The 17,645-nt window shown below is 41.3% G+C and carries 11 protein-coding genes; 6 read left to right on the forward strand and 5 right to left on the reverse strand.

The features are described 5' to 3' along the window. The first annotated feature begins 78 nt into the window (after nucleotides 1–78). From U735_RS24375 to U735_RS0103135, 3 genes are read left to right on the forward strand one after another with little or no spacing between them, the layout of a single operon-like run. Nucleotides 79–6,051 carry a Calx-beta domain-containing protein gene (locus U735_RS24375; protein WP_034247983.1) on the forward strand — a complete coding sequence of 1,991 codons (5,973 nt, stop codon included), beginning with the start codon at nucleotides 79–81 and terminating at the stop codon, nucleotides 6,049–6,051. A gap of 8 nt (nucleotides 6,052–6,059) precedes the next feature. After that, nucleotides 6,060–7,052 carry a PorP/SprF family type IX secretion system membrane protein gene (locus tag U735_RS0103130; protein WP_051891849.1) on the forward strand — a complete coding sequence of 331 codons (993 nt, stop codon included), beginning with the start codon at nucleotides 6,060–6,062 and terminating at the stop codon, nucleotides 7,050–7,052. A gap of 12 nt (nucleotides 7,053–7,064) precedes the next feature. Beyond that, on the forward strand, nucleotides 7,065–8,996 hold the full coding sequence (locus U735_RS0103135; RefSeq protein ID WP_031442435.1) for an OmpA family protein: 1,932 nt from the start codon (nucleotides 7,065–7,067) through the stop codon (nucleotides 8,994–8,996). 65 nt (nucleotides 8,997–9,061) lie between these two features. Here U735_RS0103135 and U735_RS25190 read toward each other — a convergent pair whose 3' ends face one another. The 5 genes from U735_RS25190 to U735_RS0103160 all read right to left on the reverse strand — a co-directional run bounded on the left by U735_RS25190 (nucleotide 9,062) and on the right by U735_RS0103160 (nucleotide 13,490). Beyond that, nucleotides 9,062–9,253 carry a hypothetical protein gene (locus U735_RS25190; RefSeq protein WP_083260619.1) on the reverse strand — a complete coding sequence of 64 codons (192 nt, stop codon included), beginning with the start codon at nucleotides 9,251–9,253 and terminating at the stop codon, nucleotides 9,062–9,064. 297 nt (nucleotides 9,254–9,550) lie between these two features. Then, the gene (locus tag U735_RS0103140; RefSeq protein ID WP_031442436.1) at nucleotides 9,551–10,801 is read right to left on the reverse strand and encodes an NRAMP family divalent metal transporter; all 1,251 of its coding nucleotides are present in this window, start codon (nucleotides 10,799–10,801) and stop codon (nucleotides 9,551–9,553) included. A gap of 32 nt (nucleotides 10,802–10,833) precedes the next feature. Then, nucleotides 10,834–11,469, reverse strand: a complete 636-nt coding sequence (locus U735_RS0103145) for a SanA/YdcF family protein (protein WP_031442437.1) — start codon at nucleotides 11,467–11,469, stop codon at nucleotides 10,834–10,836. A gap of 157 nt (nucleotides 11,470–11,626) precedes the next feature. After that, nucleotides 11,627–11,971 (reverse strand): hypothetical protein, encoded by a 345-nt coding sequence (locus U735_RS0103150; protein WP_146032814.1) that lies wholly within the window; start codon nucleotides 11,969–11,971, stop codon nucleotides 11,627–11,629. Between the two features lie 670 nt (nucleotides 11,972–12,641). Next, nucleotides 12,642–13,490, reverse strand: a complete 849-nt coding sequence (locus U735_RS0103160) for a 3-keto-disaccharide hydrolase (protein ID WP_031442439.1) — start codon at nucleotides 13,488–13,490, stop codon at nucleotides 12,642–12,644. A gap of 866 nt (nucleotides 13,491–14,356) precedes the next feature. Between U735_RS0103160 and U735_RS0103165 the strand changes: the two genes are divergently transcribed. The 3 genes from U735_RS0103165 to U735_RS0103180 all read left to right on the forward strand — a co-directional run bounded on the left by U735_RS0103165 (nucleotide 14,357) and on the right by U735_RS0103180 (nucleotide 17,201). Then, nucleotides 14,357–14,716 (forward strand): ISAon1 family transposase N-terminal region protein, encoded by a 360-nt coding sequence (locus U735_RS0103165; RefSeq protein WP_031442440.1) that lies wholly within the window; start codon nucleotides 14,357–14,359, stop codon nucleotides 14,714–14,716. Further along, nucleotides 14,697–15,683: an ISAon1 family transposase gene (locus U735_RS0103170; protein ID WP_051891851.1), complete on the forward strand. Its 987-nt coding sequence runs from the start codon at nucleotides 14,697–14,699 to the stop codon at nucleotides 15,681–15,683. Before U735_RS0103165 ends, U735_RS0103170 begins: the two co-directional genes overlap by 20 nt. A 303-nt stretch (nucleotides 15,684–15,986) precedes the next feature. Then, on the forward strand, nucleotides 15,987–17,201 hold the full coding sequence (locus tag U735_RS0103180; RefSeq protein WP_031442443.1) for a site-specific integrase: 1,215 nt from the start codon (nucleotides 15,987–15,989) through the stop codon (nucleotides 17,199–17,201). The last annotated feature ends 444 nt before the right edge of the window (nucleotides 17,202–17,645 follow it).

Consider the following 17,645-nt stretch of genomic DNA (forward strand, 5'->3'; position numbering starts at 1 on the left):
TTTCTTAATATTGATTCCCTATTTTGGGGATATGGCAAGGCCATTCCCTGTTTGAATCTTAGAATGATATAACCCGCTATGAAAATAAATACCCTACATAATCTACTTTCCACATTTTTAATTTCACGCTACCTGAGAAGTTTGACTTTTTTATGTGCAATATTGTTTTTTGGGTTTAATGGGTTTGGGCAGTCTGTAACTATTGAGGATGAAAATGGAAACGAAGATGATGGTTCCATTACGATAACTGCTACTCTGGATATTGCAGTACCTGGTGGTTTTACTGTGGATGTTTCGACAGCGGATGGTACCGCGACAATTGCGGATAATGATTATACCGCAGTTAGTTCTTTTACCTTAACTTTTGCGGGAAATCCAGGTGAACAACAATTTTTTACAGTTCTGCCGACATCTGATAGTTTTGTTGAACTTGATGAGAATCTTACTGTTAGTATGGGAAATTTACAAGGAACTGTTGAATCCGTAAATATTACTGATAGTGCTACTATTACAATTAATAATGATGACAGTTATATCGCGAGCATCACGGCCAACGATCCAACGGCCACAGAGGCCGGTACCACCACTGGCCAGTTTACGGTAGACCTTGGTACGACCAACACCACTGGTAGCGCCATTGTAGTAAACTTCAATATCGCTACGGGAGGTTCCAATGCAACGAATACGACTGACTATGCGAACATCGGCACCAGTGTATCTATAGCGAACGGTGCGCAGACGGGGTTGGTTACTATTACCCCTGTTGACGACGTGCTTGTGGAAGGCCCCGAGACGGTGATACTTACCTTGGCGGCTGGAACGGGCTATGCTGTGGCAGGCGCCCCGAACAATACGGCAACGGTGACCATTGCGGACAACGACAGCTATACGGCAAGCATTACGGCCAACGATCCCACGGCCACAGAGGCCGGCACGACCACTGGCCAGTTTACGGTAGACCTTGGTACGACCAACACCACTGGTAGCGCCATTGTAGTAAATTTCAATATCGCTACGGGAGGTTCCAATGCAACGAATACGACTGACTATGCGAACATCGGCACCAGTGTATCTATAGCGAACGGTGCGCAGACGGGGTTGGTTACTATTACCCCTGTTGACGACGTGCTTGTGGAAGGCCCCGAGACGGTGATACTTACCTTGGCGGCTGGAACGGGCTATGCTGTGGCAGGCGCCCCGAACAATACGGCAACGGTGACCATTGCGGACAACGACAGCTATACGGCAAGCATTACGGCCAACGATCCCACGGCCACAGAGGCCGGCACGACCACTGGCCAGTTTACGGTAGACCTTGGTACGACCAACACCACTGGTAGCGCCATTGTAGTAAACTTCAATATCGCTACGGGAGGTTCCAATGCAACGAATACGACTGACTATGCGAACATCGGCACCAGTGTATCTATAGCGAACGGTGCGCAGACGGGGTTGGTTACTATTACCCCTGTTGACGACGTGCTTGTGGAAGGCCCCGAGACGGTGATACTTACCTTGGCGGCTGGAACGGGCTATGCTGTGGCAGGCGCCCCGAACAATACGGCAACGGTGACCATTGCGGACAACGACAGCTATACGGCAAGCATCACGGCCAACGATCCCACGGCCACAGAGGCCGGCACGACCACTGGCCAGTTTACGGTAGACCTTGGTACGACCAACACCACTGGTAGCGCCATTGTAGTAAACTTCAATATCGCTACGGGAGGTTCCAATGCAACGAATACGACTGACTATGCGAACATCGGCACCAGTGTATCTATAGCGAACGGTGCGCAGACGGGGTTGGTTACTATTACCCCTGTTGACGACGTGCTTGTGGAAGGCCCCGAGACGGTGATACTTACCTTGGCGGCTGGAACGGGCTATGCTGTGGCAGGCGCCCCGAACAATACGGCAACGGTGACCATTGCGGACAACGACAGCTATACGGCAAGCATCACGGCCAACGATCCCACGGCCACAGAGGTCGGCACGACCACTGGCCAGTTTACGGTAGACCTTGGTACGACCAACACCACTGGTAGCGCCATTGTAGTAAACTTCAATATCGCTACGGGAGGTTCCAATGCAACGAATACGACTGACTATGCGAACATCGGCACCAGTGTATCTATAGCGAACGGTGCGCAGACGGGGTTGGTTACTATTACCCCTGTTGACGACGTGCTTGTGGAAGGCCCCGAGACGGTGATACTTACCTTGGCGGCTGGAACGGGCTATGCTGTGGCAGGCGCCCCGAACAATACGGCAACGGTGACCATTGCGGACAACGACAGCTATACGGCAAGCATTACGGCCAACGATCCCACGGCCACAGAGGCCGGCACGACCACTGGCCAGTTTACGGTAGACCTTGGTACGACCAACACCACTGGTAGCGCCATTGTAGTAAACTTCAATATCGCTACGGGAGGTTCCAATGCAACGAATACGACTGACTATGCGAACATCGGCACCAGTGTATCTATAGCGAACGGTGCGCAGACGGGGTTGGTTACTATTACCCCTGTTGACGACGTGCTTGTGGAAGGCCCCGAGACGGTGATACTTACCTTGGCGGCTGGAACGGGCTATGCTGTGGCAGGCGCCCCGAACAATACGGCAACGGTGACCATTGCGGACAACGACAGCTATACGGCAAGCATCACGGCCAACGATCCCACGGCCACAGAGGCCGGCACGACCACTGGCCAGTTTACGGTAGACCTTGGTACGACCAACACCACTGGTAGCGCCATTGTAGTAAACTTCAATATCGCTACGGGAGGTTCCAATGCAACGAATACGACTGACTATGCGAACATCGGCACCAGTGTATCTATAGCGAACGGTGCGCAGACGGGGTTGGTTACTATTACCCCTGTTGACGACGTGCTTGTGGAAGGCCCCGAGACGGTGATACTTACCTTGGCGGCTGGAACGGGCTATGCTGTGGCAGGCGCCCCGAACAATACGGCAACGGTGACCATTGCGGACAACGACAGCTATACGGCAAGCATCACGGCCAACGATCCCACGGCCACAGAGGCCGGCACGACCACTGGCCAGTTTACGGTAGACCTTGGTACGACCAACACCACTGGTAGCGCCATTGTAGTAAACTTCAATATCGCTACGGGAGGTTCCAATGCAACGAATACGACTGACTATGCGAACATCGGTACCAGCGTATCTATAGCCAATGGCCAACGTACCGGGCAGATAACAATCACCCCAGTGGATGATGGAATCGCTGAAGGTTCCGAGACAGTAATACTCACTTTGGCGGCAGGAACGGGCTATGCTGTGGCAGGTGCCCCGAACAATAGGGCAACGGTGACCATTGCGGACAATGATACTGCCGGTGTTTCTATTGACGACGTTTCGGTCAATGAAGGCGATGGCACCGCAACCTTTACCGTTACCTTGAACGGGGCTGTTTTTCTCGGTACTATAGTATCCTATTCCACAGCCAATAATACCGCTTTGGCAGGAAGTGACTACGATGCTGAAACAGGTAATGTTACATTTTTGGGATTGAACGGAGAAACACGAACAATTACAATCGATATTTCTGAGGATATTTTGGTTGAAGGTACTGAAACCTTTTTTGTAAACCTGACCAATGCAACTGGTTTTGCCCAACTGGGCAAGGATCAAGGAATTGGAACTATTGTGGATAATGACAGCTATATTGCAACAATATCCGCAACAGATGCTGATGCCGCGGAAAATCCTTTAAATACAGGGACTTTTACTGTGGGCCTAAACACTGCAAACCTGACGGGCAGTCCCATGGTAATCAATTATACAGTAGGTGGTACTGCTGTCTCAGGTTCGGATTATATAGCCCTAGCTGGTTCTGTCTCTATTGGGAATGGGCAAGAGAGTGCTTTCATAACTTTGAACCCTATAAATGATTCAGAAGTTGAAGCTGGATTGGAGACGGTAATCGTAAGCTTGGCAAGTGACACTGGATATATCGTTGGTGCGCCTAGCAGTGCTACTGTAAATATAGCCAGCGAAGATGTCGCAGGAATCTCCATAGATGATGTAGTGGTAAATGAAAATGACGCAACAGCTACCTTTACAGTTACCTTAAATGCCAATGTTCCGGCAGGGGCCTCTGTAGACTATTCTACGGCTAATAATACGGCTACTGCGGGAACGGATTATACAGCTGAATCAGGAACACTAACTTTCTTGGGCTTGAACAACGAAACACAAACAATAGTAGTCGATATTATAGAGGATGCCGTAGCTGAAGGAACAGAAAGCTTTTTTGTAAACTTGTCCAATCCCATAGGATTGATCCAAATTGATAAAGATCAGGGTGTAGGTACTATTGCCGATAACGATAATTGCATTGAGGCCCCGTTAATAAATAGTACTCCTACTATTTTTTGCGATGCCTTTATCCAAGATTTGGACGCTTATACAGATACCACTATTCCAGCCGGCTTTGAACTGATATGGAGCAGTAACAGTGATTTTTCGGTTACAGGCGCCAGGTTAAATACCAGCGTAATAGATTTTGAGGCTACCTTTTATGGCTTTTTGTATAATGAAAGTACGGACTGTGTTAGTCCGCCTCTGGAAGTAACCCTTGTTCGCAATGAGCCTCCGGAAATACTGAGTACCACCCCAGCAACAATTTGCGGAACGGGTATGGCAACTATAAGTGCAACGGTAACAGCTGGTGGTAGTTTGTTCTGGTACGCTTCGGAATCGGGTGGCACTTCTTTGGAGGAAGGAAGTAGCTTTTCCACAAGTGTTAGTGGTACTACTACCTATTATGTAGAGGCTTTTGCCAACGGTTGTTTCTCCGAGCGGGAAGCGGTTACAATAACAGTCAATGATCTGGTAGATACTGGTACAATAACAGATACTTCAGCTTGCAGTATACCTGGGGGTGGACCTACTACTGTAGATTTGGACGATACCAGGACTGGAGGTACGGCCGGGGTATGGAGCATAGTAGGCACCCCTCCGAGTACCATCACTATTGGTGCGGATAATATTGTTGATTTTGAGGGCGCCGCAGATGGGGATTACGTCTTCAGGCTTACCACAAATACTGCTGTTTCTCCTTGCGTAGATGAAAGTGTGGATGTAACCATATCCGTAACTACCTGTACTATGGATAGTGATGGGGATGGCCTTTTTGACAGGGATGAAACTGCTCTAGGACTGGATCCCACTCTTCGGGATACTGATGCCGATGGTATTGAAGATGGGGTAGAAGTGGGGCCAGATGTAAATAATCCTATCGACACTGATAGTGATGGAATAATAGATGCCCTAGATTCCAATATCTTGGATTTCGACAATGATGGTGTAGTGGATCAACTGGATCCTGCCAACGACAATCCCTGTATTCCCAATATTTCCGATGCTTGTCAGATAGACCTTGGTCTTGAAAAAGTCGTGGATAGTGAAAGTATATTGGTAGGTAGGGAAGTGGTTTTTACCATCACCCTGACCAACCTTAGTCAGATTATGGTAACCAATATTGTAGTCAACGATCTTGTGAGCCCTGCAACAGGGTTTCAATACGTAAGTAGTTCTGCTACCAAGGGTGTATATGATGAATTGGCAGGCGTCTGGCAATTGGACGAGGTTTTGGCAGATGAAGTCAATACTTTAACTATTACAGCCATTGTACCTGAAATTGGAACCTATCAGAACATAGCTGCCATTGTGGATTCCTTTCCTGAAGACAGTAATGCCACCAATGATAGGGCAACTGCCAGTGTAACAGTGACACCGCGATCGTCGGATGAATGTGGGTTCCTCTTTAATCAGATATCCCCAAATGGAGATGGGATAAACGATATGGTATTTATCAATTGTATAACCGATTACCCAAATAATACCCTTCAAATTTTTGATCGCTATGGCAATGAAGTTTTTTCTGTCAATGGCTATGACAATACTTGGATGGGGACAGGTAAAAATGGGGATTTGCCAAAAGGAACCTACTTTTATATCTTGGATCTAGGCGATGGAACGGAAGTTCGAAAAGGTTGGATTCAAATCATAAGATAAAATAGACTATGAATTTAAGAATATACGATAAAGGGTATAGAGATATTTTATTGTTTTTTTGCTTACTAATTTTTTCTACGGGCATGCTTTTTGCACAGAAAGAACCTCAGTATACCCAATATATGTACAATATAGGCAGTTTTAACCCTGCTTATGTGGGTACCGTAGAGACTCCGGATATTACAGGTCTGTACCGTGTGCAATGGTCTGGGATCCCGGGAGCCCCACGAACCATGCGGTTTGGTGTTAATCTACCCTTGGCCAATGAAAAAAATGGCTTGGGCTTTAATGTGGTAAGCGATCAATTGGGGCCTACGACTCAAACATACATAGACTTGGCCTATTCATTTCAGGTGAAGCTATCAGATGACACTAAGCTCTCTTTTGGGGTAGATGCTGGAGGTTCCTTGCTCGATGTAGATTATACCAAAGGTGATTTTGAAAACCCAAATGAGCCCTTGATCAATAATGCGGACACCTTTAATAAATTTTACCCTACAGTGGGAGCGGGGATGTTTATGTATCAGGAAAATTGGTATGTGGGCTTATCTGTGCCCAATTTTTTAACGTCGGGCATTTATGCTGACGAGGTAGCTAATATTGTGGAAGATAAAATGCAGTTTAATTTTATAGGTGGCTATGTTTTTGATTTTTCGGAAGGCCTTAAGTTTAAACCCGCCTTCTTAATGAACTATTTAAAGGGCCTGCCCTTAAACCTAAATTTATCTACTAATTTTTTAATTAGCGATGTTGTAACTTTAGGTGCTTCCTACAGATTGGACAATGCATTAAGCGGCTTGGCCGGATTGCAAATTTCCAACAGTCTGTTCCTTGGGTATTCCTATGATTACAATACGAATGGATTGGGGGAATATAGTCAAGGTTCGCATGAAGTAATTTTAAAGTTTTATTTGGGTAGATCAATAGGGAAAACTAAAAAGGACAATAAAAGAGATCAAAAAGGTATGCCTAAACAGATAGACAGTCCGAGGTTTTTCTAAAAAAAGATGAATATGAGGTTTAATATAGTAGTTGTATTTTTTATCATTTTGTCGTCCTTCGGTTTTGCACAGCAAAAGAAATCCAAAGGGGATATTCTGTTTTTTGAATATTCCTACAATCAGGCTATTATTGAATATCAAAAAGAATTGAGGGAATCTAAACTTTCCAATACGCAGTATTTAAACCTAGCGGATTCCTATATGAAAATAGGGAACTACAAAAAGGCTTCGGACATCTACGTGGACATTTACCAGAAAGATACTACTATGTCCCAATATCACTTTAATAAAATGTTGCAGTCCTTGGCCAAAACCTCGGAAGTAGAAAAAGTAAAAGCCTATTTGGCAACAAAAGAAGATAAATTGCCAAAGGAATTGGTGGAGAATTCGATTTTTAATTATGAATTAATAGCTACCAATAGTAATGAGGATCTGGATTTTGAGATATTCAATATAAGTGGCAATAGTGCAAAGGCCGACTTCTCACCTACTTTTTATAAGGATAAATTGTTGTTTTCAAGTGATAGACCGGATGGATCCAAGAAGGTTTATGGTCCATCGGGAGAAGCATACATTAATATTTACGAGTCCAAAATTGACCTTCAGGGCAATGTTGCGGATCCGCAACCGTTCAAGGGTATCCCAGATACTAAATTCCATAGGGCCACACCCTTTTATTCCCAGGATTTGAACAATATTTTCTATGTTCTGTCCAATTCCGATGGCGAAAATTTACAGTTTAGTGACAATGGAAAGAATGCCTTGTCTATCGGTATGGCCACTAGTCAGGGTTCTTTCAGTTTTATTTTGAGGGATCCCGATACTTCCTTTTATTATCCTTTTTATGAGGCCGCTACCGGCCGATTGTTTTTTGCAGCTGATTTTGGTGATGGTTATGGCGGTACAGATATATATTATGTTTATACCAATGACGGATTGATAATGTCGTCCCCAACAAATTTAGGGCCCAGAGTTAATACTCCCGGCAATGAAATTGCCCCATTTATTTTTGAGAACAGTTTGTATTTTTCCTCGGATATATTTTATGGCCTTGGTGGAATGGATATTTATAAATCTACCATCCATACAGACAACTCCTATAGCATACCCATTAATCTTGGGCCAGGTATAAATTCATCAAAAGACGACTTCGGATTTATTATCAGAAATAATGAAACCAATGGGCTGTTGGGTTATTTTTCATCCAATAGGGATGGAGGTAAAGGCGGGGATGATATTTATGGATTTAATGTTAAAGAAAAACCGGGATTAAAAACTTTGGCCCTAAAGGGAAAAGTGGTTGATCTTACCTCCAATAATGGGGTCTCCAAGGCACAAGTTAGGCTAATCGACAAAGATGGAAAGTTGGTTAAAGAAATATTTACCGACGAGAATGGTGATTACAATATTGAAATTCCTTTTCAGAACAACATTACCATTGAAGCTACTAAAGAGAAACATTCTATATTTTCCGTGACTTATCAAGACAGGGAATTGTATGAAATCCAAGAGAAAGCTTTCAATATGGGAATTAAGTTTTTGGATGATTTGGTGGAAGAGCAGGAGAACCAGACAGTAATAAAATTAAAGAAATTTTATTTTGATAAGGGTCAAAGCATAATTACTCCCGAAATTGCCCAAGAATTGGACAAGGTGGTCGATGTGATGACTAGATTTCCCCAATTGCAGCTTAGGGTGGAATCGCATACCGATAGTAGAGGGGGCTCCAGTGCCAATTTTACTTTATCTCAAAAAAGGGCAGATGCCATTAAGAAGTATCTCTTACAGGAGGGCGTACCAGCCGGGAGTATCCTTTACTCCATAGGTTATGGTGAGGAAAAACTCTTGAATGGTTGCAAGAACGGCGTTTTTTGCTTGGATATGTTGCACAGCAAGAACGAGCGATCATTAATAGTTGTACTTAATTACAATCTCCTGTATTAAGGGCGTTATGTAATTTGCGAAACTCCTTTCTTTGACCTTTGTGTTATAAAAAGGGCCAAGGCTGATTATCTTGCCAAATTACACGCACTACAGTCTTTTATTTCGCCGTAGTAGGTTTCTCTGTATTTATGGAGTGTCCTAATAGGAATACCGAAAACCACTTCTTTTATATACGTTACACGGGTGTATAGGATTCCCATTTTGGAATTATAACGCTTTTCGTTCCTTGTATTTCTCTTTATACGTATCAATTTCATTATTCTGCGCTTCTTCTTCATATTTTACAAAGATTAAGGATTCAAATACAAAAACCAAATTTTGGGTGTTAAGTCTTTATTAGTGAAACTCAATTTTGAGAAGTCAGTAAGACGCACTTAAAATTGCAAGTTGAACTAATCCCGCCTTTTTCGGCGGGATCTAGGTTCAATACCTCGACCCTTGGGTCGATTCCTATTATTGGGTTCAGGGCCTGCCCTTAGGTTTAATACCTTTTATTAATCACTTGGACATGACCTAGTTCCTCTAATATTGATGTTGTTTATGGATGCTTTCAATCAAAAAAACAGCATCCAACAATAATAAACGGAAAAGAGTGTTAGAAATAGTATGCCTAGGTAGGTCAATATTTGCAGGTTTCTGTCGGGTCTATGCATTTCTGGTATCTCCTGGCTCATTACGTTCTTTAGATTCATATAGCCTATGATAGGTGCCATAACAAATGAAACAAAAGTAGCCATGGCAACTAGGATGCCCATATTGGCAGAAAAGGTACTTATGACCATAAAATTTATTACCGCTAATAGTAACACTCCAATAGTAAATCCTCTATTTTTAATAAGCTCCCTTTTAGGGAACAGCAAGCTTAAAATGTCAACGCTTACCCTGCTTAGAGCATCGTGTGCAGTAATACAGGTGCTGAACATGGTGGCAAATGCGGCTATGGCTATCAAAATATAAGCCCAAGACCCAATATTGGTAGTGAACAGTTGGACCAGTTGGTCGGCAAAAACTACGGCGTTATTGCTCAATTCAGTGCTGGTGCCATAGAGGGTAAACCAGCCTATAATCATAAAAAAGATGGCCAAAATAGCTGTAGTGAAATAGCCGAACTTAAATTCTTGGAGGGCCTCTTTTAAAGTTGGTTTGTGTTTGGAATTTTTAAATTTTTCAATGCTCCAAAGACTTATCCAACTGGAAGCCTCAACGGCCGTTGGCATCCACCCCATGAGTCCTATTAAAAAAAGGATTCCCACTTCATTAAAAATATTGGGTGTTTTAAAGTTCTCTACTTCCGTAACTTTCCCGTTGGCGATTACCAAAATTGTAGTTACCAAAAGGGCCAAAAATAAAATGGATATCACATACTTGAGTGAGATTTCCAGTAATTTATAACGTCCAACAATAAGTAGGGCACAGATTAAAATAAAAAGTCCGCCTGCTACAACACTTACTGGGGTATTGGTTAGTTGAAAAAGATTAATTAGCAACCCTGATGTGACCACATAGAGAGCGGCAAGAATGGTAAAAGTACTGAACAAGGTAATAATGGCATAAAAGATTAGGTAGGCCTTGCCGCGATTTAGGTAACCTTCTATTAGTGTTTTATTGGTTATATTAGTGTACCGAACTCCAAATTCGAAAAATGGATATTTAAAGATGTTGGCCAATAAAATGGGGATTACCATAATCCATCCATATTGGGCACCTGCTTTGGTGGATAGCACTAAATGGGAAGTGCCTATGGCCGTACTGGCAAAAAGAAGGCCAGGACCAAGGTTATTAATCAGTTTTTGTATGGAAGCCATAATTGACATAGCAGGAGTAAATATAGCTAAGATTACTTGATTTCAATTTTCTCCCCAAAGAATTTTGGCTGCGTATTGAGTGCTAGGTCAATAAACACTTTTACACGGGCAAAATATTCCCTTATATGCACTTTTAATGCATGCTTAATGGACAGATCCTCGGCATTGTAACCAATGGCATATAAGCCTTTTTGTTCCGCCAAATAAATGGCCCTTTCATTATGGAATTTTTGGGATATTACGGTAACGCTGTCCAATCCGAAAATGTACTTGGCCCTGACCATGGAATCCAAAGTGCGAAAACCAGCGTAATCCAAAAAGATTTTTTCAGTCGGTATTCCTCCAAGAATGAGGTCCTTCTTGAAAACAGTAGGTTCGTTGTAGTATAGGGTACTGTTGTCACCGCTAACCAGTACGAAGTCTATTTTTCCAGCCTTAAAAAGCTCTAGGGTTGCATTGATTCTATTTGTGTAATATGGGTTGGATCCGCCACCTACCAGCCTGTTGGAAGTTCCAAGGACCAGGCCCACTTTGTTTTTGGGAACCTCTTTTAAGTTCCAATAGGTTCTGTTTTGGGTGGCTTTTTCTATGATACTATCGCATCTGGCCAAAATCAAATATACCCCCACTAATCCAATTAGAAATAAAATGCCAAATTTCTTTATCATTCCTCCAGTTGATCAATAATAAAATTAGTAATTCCAATTGCAATTGTTCACTGTCCACTATATGTTGTACGCAAGAATTGTGGTTCTCAACCATATCTAAAAAAGAAACCCCTACTTGCAAAAGTAGGGGTTTAATATTATCTAAAGAACGTTAAATTTAGTTGGCATTGACACCAATATTGCCCTCTGTAATTATAATTTCAAGGTGGTCTTCATTCTGATGTATTTTAATATGGCCATCAAATTTCATTAATTGATCGTATGTAATGGGGGTGCCATCGTCTAAAGTTGTGATAATGGTGCTGCTGGATTCGCAATCACAATCTATCGGTTCTAAGGTAATCGCCACTTCTCCATTGCCTCCGGCATCACCAAAATAAATAAATGCAGGATGAATGTCTGTTGAAGAACCATTTATCTCTAGTAGTATAGTCGTTGATCCGTCCTCATTTTTGGTAAAAGTAACCTTACCAGAAATCTTGGAATTAGAAACTGAACTCAAAGTGAACACTTTAACACTTGATGAGGGGTCAGCTGAATTGTCGTCATCTTTCCCACAACTAGAAATTACCAAAGAGATTGAAAGAAGTAATAAGAAGTAATATTTTTTCATTTTCACGGAGGAATTAAATTATTTACCCAAAGGTTCTAAATTAAATATGTTAATATTCTATTATTACTTTAATCGGTATAAAAAATCGTTGAATTGTAATAACAACATTGTTTTATAGGTGCAATTCATCTCAAATTGCATTAAATTCTTTTGCCAAATTAATGATCTTAAAGAATTAGATATTACCTCGAGTTCGCCATTACAAGAAATAGAATACATGAATGGTTTCATTCAATAACTACGCCATAAACCAGTTTAGATAGTCGAAAAAAAGCAGGTCCTTTAGGAGATACATAAATTGGCACCTATCTCATTAGGATTTTTTGGCTTTCTTGTCCCTTTTTGCAGCTTTCTTTTCCTTGGCGGATAAAACAGGCTCCTTTTTTATGTTCTTCTTTGCGTCTTGACTCTTTGCCATAGTAATTGTTTATATCAAAGATAATGAATATGGGCACTGTTATTACTTAAGGAACATAATTTGTAAAATAATCCAATTAGTCTGGGTAAGTGGTTAAATACAGCATAGCATAAATTGGTCTTTAGCTATGATGATTATTTATTATTGCAAAGCTACACGCTTTTGGGCCATTAGTTTTGCGATAACCTTTTCCAGTTTCTTAGGTTTGTCCGCATACTTTTCCAAATCAATAATTTCCACTTTTCTGAAGTCTACAGGGTGACTTTCGCTTTGAAGGGAAATGCTTCCCGACTTTAGGAGTTCCCCTTCTTCCGATCCCTTAACCGGATCTAGCTGGGGTTTGTTATAACGCATAACCTCTTCCCCATTTACATAATGCACAATTAAAGAGTCCCCTAGAACAAGGACTTCTGACCTTACCCATTGATCCCCGTGATAGGTTTTGGAGGATGAATTGGTGCAATGTTGTTTTATTATTTTGCCATCTTTTACATATTGGGTGCCAGGCGTACATAGATTTGCGGTGGAACGTTCATCTTTGCCATTGCCCCCAAGTAGCTGTACCTCAATGGAATTGGGGAAATCCTGGTCTACCGTCATGGTCGCCGGATCTTGACCATGGATCATAATGCCACTATTTCTGTAGGCCCAACCTGGACCTTCATTTACTTGATCCCCAACAAAGCGGTATTCGACCCCTATTATATAAGACGAATAGGGCTGTTTGTAGAACAAATGGCCGAATTGTTCATCAAACTTGGAGTATTGATCATATCTTACTTGAATATTTCCGTCATTTACCTGAAAAGTATTTCCGAAATTATCGTTTAAATTATGGTGTCTTATTTTTATTTGCCAGTCATTTAAATCCTTTCCATTGAACAACTGTTTCCACTTAATATTTTTTTGAGCAGAACATTCACCGGAGAGTAGACCTAGACCAATGACAAATAAAATGGTATAATGTGCTTTGCTGGATTTGGCTTTCATAAGATAAATTATAGTTTAACAGGTCTAAAATAGCATTTTAATTTAATAGAGCAGTCTGAAAATACTGTGCATTTATCTTTTTTCGTCTATTGTTCCAATATGTATTTGGTTTACCCTTAATGGGTAAGAGACCCGAAAGACTTGTCCGTTTTTGCGAAAATAAATTTATCCCATAGTCCAAAAAAAAAGCCCCGACCAAACAGTCAGGGGGCATTCCTTTTTGTTGGAATGATAAATTAAGTTCCAATAATAGGCCATTGTTTTAAAAAAAGCCCTGGAATAATTAACGCTAGATATAAGTATAGGTTTTTGTCCGCGAGACGAGAATTACCTCACTTTGTTCGGTTAGCCCCGTCCGAACATGTTGAAAGTGAAAAAGCCGGCACTATATGCCGCATTTTTGTTTTGCCCGTTTTCGCTCAAATAAATTTGGCTCATCGTCCAAAACAAAAAAGCCTTGGAATAATTAACGCTAGATATAAGTATAGGTTTTTGTCTGCGAGACGAGAATTACCTCACTTTGTTCGGTGAGTCCCGTCCGAACATGTTGAAAGTGGAAAAGCCGGCATCTTATGCCGCATTTTTGTTTTGTCCGCTTTCGCTCAAATAAATTTGGCTCGGCGCCCAAAACAAAAAAGTCAGAGCTTTTGTTCTGGGAAAGTTATGTGGGTGTTAAATGTTGTTATAAGGGCGGGAATTACCTCGCTTCGTTCGGTGAGTCCCGTCCGAACATGTTGATAAGAAAAGACCAGTCCTTTCAGGACTGCTAATTTTGTTCCTTACCTTTTTGCCCAAATAAAGGATCAATCCTAAAAGTTGTGTGTGAATTGAAAATAGAATAAGATCTTTGCAGAAAAACGATCGCATTGGAATTATCATTGGACCTATTAAAGTTTATACTGCCAGAAGTATTAACGACCCATTTTGACCTAGTCTCCCATAATATGCAAGAGGGTGCGCTTCATTTATATTTTGAAGAAAAAAAAGATACCCCGAAAGAGGAAAAACATCGCACTTTAATAGCCCATGGTTTTCACAAAGAGATCGTCGTCCAGGATTTTCCGTTAAGGGGAAAGTCAGTTTATCTCCACATTAAGCGCCGCCGTTGGCTGGACAAGGCCACTGGCCAAGCCGTGCAAAGAGATTGGGATCTAGTGGCACAGGGGACTCGTATGACCGTTGAGTTCGCTGCTTTTTTAAAAGTACTTGGTCAGTACCAAGGCTAATGACTGCCATACCATTGGCGGATTTTATGGGGTCAACGGCAAAAAACTACAGCGACAGTTTCGGGATTATTTAAGCGAGTTCAAACAATGGGAGGAGAGACCACATGCCAAGGAGTGGCTCATATTTCCAGAGAATATAGGACCTTATCTGTCCATTGACGAAACGGCACTCTCCAAGGGGGAGCTCTACACCATAATTACCAACAAAAAGGCCAAGGGCAAAAAAGGTTCCATAGTGGCCATATTCGCCGGCACCAAGGTGGGACCGATCATTGAGCAGCTGCTAAAGATATCGGCCAAAAAAAGGGCCAAGGTCAAGGAAATTACCCTGGATATGGCCAACTCCATGAAGACCATCGCCAAACAATGCTTCCCAAAAGCAATACAGGTAACGGACAGGTTCCATGTACAGAAGCTGGCACTGGAGGCCCTTCAGGACATCCGCATCAAACATAGGTGGGACGCCATAGACCGGGAGAACCAACAGATAAAGCAGGCAAGGGCAAAGAACGGGACATTCGTCCCAAAAGAATTTAGCAATGGGGACACTAGAAAACAGCTCTTGGCCAGAAGTAGGTATCTCCTTTATAAATCGCCCAACAATTGGACACAAAACCAATCCGAAAGGAGCAAAATATTGTTCGCCCAATATCCGGATATAAAGGTGGCCTTCGACCTGGTACAGGGGCTCAGGAACATATTCAATACGGCAACTTCTATACAAACAGCATATACAAAGCTGGCACATTGGTACAAAGACGTAGAGAACACAGGCTTTAGGGCCTTCAATACTATTGCTAATACGATATCGCTCAATTATAGGTCGATCCTGAACTATTTTATAAACAGGAGTACAAATGCATCGGCGGAATCATTCAATGCAAAAATAAAAGCTTTTAGAGCGCAATTCAGAGGAGTCAAAAACGTAGAATTCTTCCTTTATAGATTAACCACAATATTTGCATAAACACAACAATTGTTCTTGATCCCAAATAAATTTGGCAAAAGGGAGAAACAAAAAAACCAAAGCTTTCGCTTTGGTCTTTCTTCATTTGTACTCGAGGCGGGACTTGAACCCGCACGGACTAATGTCCATTGGATTTTAAGTCCACGCCATTTAATCCCAAAAAGAGACAATACAACTGATAATCAATTGATTATAAATAATTTAATTTTTTATGATATCAAATAATATTAGCTAATATCATAAAATGTTGTACCTATGTTGTACCTGAAAAATTGTTATATTAGTATTGAAAATAAGTGAGTTATGTCTTCAAAAACCAAAATAGTACTTAGGAAAAAGGCTAATAAAGAAGGGCTTTTTCCACTTGCAATTAGAATTACAAAAAATAGAAGTTCCAGTTATATTTTCATAGGTCATTATGTAGACCGAAAACATTGGGATGAACGCAGAAACATAGTACGAAAATCACATCCCAATTCGGAATTGTTAAATACGTTGTTGAGTTCGAAATTAGCCGAAGTCAATAAGACATTAATGGAATTACAATTTGATAACAATGATATTTCCGCGAACCGGGTTAAGAAGGAACTTACGGTGGCTAACAAGGACAAAAGTTTCTCAAGTGTTTCTGATGAATATCTAAATGAATTGGAAAGTAATAATAAGTTAACGCGATTTTATGCAGACAAGGTCAGGGTCAATCATGTGATAAAGTTTTATAAATCCAGGCAGTTAATGTTCCAAGAAATTGACGAAGGCTTTTTGATAAGGTTCCAAACGTACCTAAGAAATAACAAAAAATTGTCAGAAAGGTCAATTGTAAATAATCTTATTGTAATTAGAACTCTATATAATCGTGCTATTAGAATGGGTGTGGTAGAACAAAAAAGTTATCCTTTTGGAAAAGGAAAGATCCAAATAAGATTTCCAGAAACGGAAAAGGTCGGATTGACAATTAAGGAGATACAAAGAATTGAAAGCCTAGAAAACCTTACAAAGATGGAGGAGCATACTAGAAATGTGTGGTTATTTAGCTTTTACTTGGCGGGTATTAGAGTAGGGGACGTTTTAAAAATACGCTGGAGTGATCTTTATGATGGACGGATTCATTATAGAATGAACAAGAACTCCAAATTGGTGTCATTGAAATTACCTCATAAACTTAAACCTATTTTGGAATATTATGAGGACCATAAGTTAAATCCAAATGATTTTATATTTCCTGAACTTAAGATATCCGATATAAAGAATGATAGGGATGTGTATGCTAAAACTAATACGGCTACAAGTAAGTTCAACAAACATTTAAAGGAGATAGCCAATAAGGCCGGATTGGATAAAAAGTTGACAATGCATATCGCGAGACATAGTTTTGGTCATATTGCTGGAGATAGAATACCAGTGCAAATGTTACAAAAGCTATATAGACATACTTCCATTACTACTACCATGCAATATCAATCCAATTTTATAAGTAAAGAAACTGATAGGGCATTGGAGGAAGTTGTTAATTTTTGATGCGATAATGCTAGCTGCGTTGTTTTGGATCCATCATTAAATTAGACTTTATCGGTTATTATGGTCAATAAATAGTTATAATATGATATGTGCCTTTTCAAAGCTTAAATGCGCAACCGTAATTTTATAAACGTTTACCCCCAAGGATCAAGGAGCCGCTTGTTGTGCCCAACGAACATAACAACACCTAGAGCAATGTCTTGTAACCGATGTCCTGGAAAACAAGAGACGTTTCAGGTATTTCAACACAAAGAAGAATTTATTATGGTAAAATGAACTATTTACGGGACTCTGATTACAAGGTTCCCAACTTTAGACCGGAGCTTAGTGTATTATAGAAAAGCAAACGATAGATTAAATCAAAAGTTTGATATTCCTATATTTAGCTAATCGTTTATTATCTAAAAAAAGCAGGCAGGGACTAATTCTTTATGGTCTGGTTGT

The organism is Arenibacter algicola (assembly GCF_000733925.1).
In the GTDB taxonomy this organism is placed as follows: domain Bacteria; phylum Bacteroidota; class Bacteroidia; order Flavobacteriales; family Flavobacteriaceae; genus Arenibacter; species Arenibacter algicola.

Coding starts and splice junctions, on each gene's coding strand:
- U735_RS24375 (WP_034247983.1), top strand. CDS start 79: ATGAAAATAAATACCCTACATAATCTACTTTCCACATTTTTAATTTCA.
- U735_RS0103130 (WP_051891849.1), top strand. CDS start 6,060: ATGAATTTAAGAATATACGATAAAGGGTATAGAGATATTTTATTGTTT.
- U735_RS0103135 (WP_031442435.1), top strand. CDS start 7,065: ATGAGGTTTAATATAGTAGTTGTATTTTTTATCATTTTGTCGTCCTTC.
- U735_RS25190 (WP_083260619.1), bottom strand. CDS start 9,253: ATGAAATTGATACGTATAAAGAGAAATACAAGGAACGAAAAGCGTTAT.
- U735_RS0103140 (WP_031442436.1), bottom strand. CDS start 10,801: ATGGCTTCCATACAAAAACTGATTAATAACCTTGGTCCTGGCCTTCTT.
- U735_RS0103145 (WP_031442437.1), bottom strand. CDS start 11,469: ATGATAAAGAAATTTGGCATTTTATTTCTAATTGGATTAGTGGGGGTA.
- U735_RS0103160 (WP_031442439.1), bottom strand. CDS start 13,490: ATGAAAGCCAAATCCAGCAAAGCACATTATACCATTTTATTTGTCATT.
- U735_RS0103180 (WP_031442443.1), top strand. CDS start 15,987: ATGTCTTCAAAAACCAAAATAGTACTTAGGAAAAAGGCTAATAAAGAA.